The sequence below is a fragment of the Ruegeria sp. AP7 genome (assembly GCF_056539905.1).
The window spans coordinates 1-2,263 of the sequence record NZ_JBQFVT010000035.1; the positions used below are offsets into that span (position 1 = coordinate 1).

At 63.2% G+C, this 2,263-nt stretch carries 3 protein-coding genes; all 3 read right to left on the reverse strand.

Going from position 1 to position 2,263, the window contains the following annotated elements:
• Positions 1-49 precede the first annotated feature (49 nt).
• Entirely contained in the window at positions 50-331 is a 282-nt protein-coding gene (locus ACR0KN_RS22380; RefSeq protein WP_480656689.1) for a hypothetical protein, read from the reverse strand.
• Between the two features lie 6 nt (positions 332-337).
• Positions 338-1,693 (reverse strand): IS5 family transposase, encoded by a 1,356-nt coding sequence (locus ACR0KN_RS22385; protein ID WP_480448282.1) that lies wholly within the window; start codon positions 1,691-1,693, stop codon positions 338-340.
• Positions 1,694-1,815: 122 nt separating this feature from the next.
• A partial coding sequence (locus tag ACR0KN_RS22390) for a C40 family peptidase (RefSeq protein ID WP_480656691.1) occupies positions 1,816-2,263 on the reverse strand: 448 nt, incomplete at its 5' end.

The following is a 2,263-nucleotide window of genomic DNA, read 5'->3' on the forward strand; positions in this document are numbered from 1 at the left end:
TGCCCCCTTCCCGGGGACATGAATTCACGAAGAAATCTCATTCTCTCGGCTATGCCGCCTCCGCCGCGCTGCCGCCGGGAGCGAGCGGCTCGCATGCCAGCAGCTGCTTCAGCTCAGTGACCTGGCCGCGGCCCAGCATGTCGTGAATGCGCTCGGGATCCGCCTCAACCCGCTCCCGCACCAGGCGGAGCTGTTTCCGGCTGTAGCGGTCCAGCGGAACGATCAGCAGGTAGCCATCGCCTTTCTGGCCCGTCGACCAGGTGCGGACCGCGCCGGCCTCAGTGTCGTTGAGCTGATAAATGTGGCTGGCGAAGTAGTCGGCCCTGAACATATTGCTTTATGCCGCCGCGAGAGCGTGTCGTGGCCGCCGGCAGAGTGAGATCGCAGTCAGGGCGTCGAGTATCCTGCCCCAGATTTGAGGCCAAAGCTTTCTGATATGAGCCAGGATCAGGCGGATGTTGTGGCCGCAGCCGCACAGCACTGCGAAGATGGCATCGCCGAGGGTGCCCTTGAGCGGGCAGCGTCTGAGGCGACCTTCGGATTTCATGTGGCCGATGGTGGGCTCGATTGCGCTTCGCCGGCGGATCAACTTGCGAAGGACTGGTGTGACACCGCGCTTCTGGCCGCTGATAAACACCTGGCTCAAAGTCACGCCATGGCCGCGGTAGCCGCGGTCGACGAAGACCTGGGCGGGGCGGGTGTCGGTGAGGATTTCCACCTGCTCCAGCGCTTCGGCCAGAGTGTGGCCGTCGTAAGGGTTGCCGGGCAGCGACCGAATGCCGACCACAAAGCCCTCGTTCATCGTGGTGGCGACGCTGACCTTGCAGCCGAATTCGTAGCGTTTGTGGGCCTTGCCCTTGGAAATGCAGTCGACCGCGGGTTCGTGTAGCGCGTAGAGCTTGCCCTTGTCCTTCGGTTTTTGCCGCAGTAACCGGGCGGCAAGCTCCAGTTCATCGGCGATACGGGCCATGAGGCCGGGGTCGGCGACCTTCTCGAGTTGCCGCGCGATGTCGCGCATCACGCGGCCGGTATATCCTTTCAATCTTCTCAGTGCCTTGCGCATGCGCTTGAACTGCCGGGCATGGGCGTAGCGGCCGACCTGAGCCGCAAGCCTCGGAGCCAGACGCGCATAGCTCTGGCGGAGCTGTATCCCGGCCTCGCCGGCCAGCTTGACCAACCGTTGCCGGGCGCGTTCGTAGAGCCGAGCGTCGGTGGGATGGGCAATGTCTTTCTCCATCACCGTCGTGTCGACGATGACCCGCCCGACGCTCTTGTCATCTATCGCCCCGGCAGCCTTGCCGGCCTCGATGGTCTTGGTGAGCAGCCATTCGACACCCTCCTCGCCGATCCGTTTCCGCCACCGGGTCAGCGAAGACGGGTCGATCGGGGGGCGATGCTGAAAGAACACCTCGCCGCAGAAATGCTGGTAGTAGGGGTTCTCCACCCAACGCCGGACAACGGCCTCGTCAGACAGGTCATGGGCGTGCTGCAGATACAGAAGCCCGGCCACCAGCCGCGGCGATGTTGCCGGCCGACCGCGGTGCGACGGGAAAAACCCGGACCATTCGCGCTCGAAGAAATCCCAGTCGATATAGCCCTCGAGCTTAACCAGCTCATGGCGCATGTCGATCAGATCGACCAGGCGCGGGCGCAGCAAATCATCCTGTTCCAGCGGTCTCGACTTGGGCTTCATGAGGCAATCCGAAATTGCAAGAAAATCGCCCGCAGAATAGCAAACCCTGCAGCTCAAAAACACACGAAATCAGCATTTCCATCAGAAAATCAGTAGGTTGGGAATTACTCAGGGTCGACGAATTAGAGCCGCTTATGCGCAGTAACGGGCCCGTCACCCTGCGCCAGAATGCGCGGGATCGCCTCGGCAATCGGCTCGTACTGCACCGCCATGTGATGCGCGTTGGCATGCAGCAGCGTGTCCGCGTCGGCAACCCAGGCCACATGCCCTTTCCAGAACATCAGATCGCCGCGCTGCGGCGCCGTGCCCTCGGGCAACGCCGTGCCCAAAGCATGCTCCTGAGCACCACTGTCACCGGGGCACTCCCGCCCGCAGGCCAGCAGCGCCGCCTGCACCAGGCCCGAACAATCCAGCCCGAACCGGCTGTTGCCGCCCCACAGGTACGGCGTGCCCAGAAACAGCGCCGCCACCGCCACCGGGTCGCACAGAACCGTGCCCTCAGGCGCCAGATGTGCCTTGAGAATAAAGCACAGATTGGTCTCGATGAAACCGCTGGCGTCAGACAGCGCC

Excerpts from the sequence above, each read along its gene's own strand:
- ACR0KN_RS22385 (WP_480448282.1), bottom strand. The coding sequence starts at position 1,693 with ATGAAGCCCAAGTCGAGACCGCTGGAACAGGATGATTTGCTGCGCCCG.
- ACR0KN_RS22380 (WP_480656689.1), bottom strand. The coding sequence starts at position 331 with ATGTTCAGGGCCGACTACTTCGCCAGCCACATTTATCAGCTCAACGAC.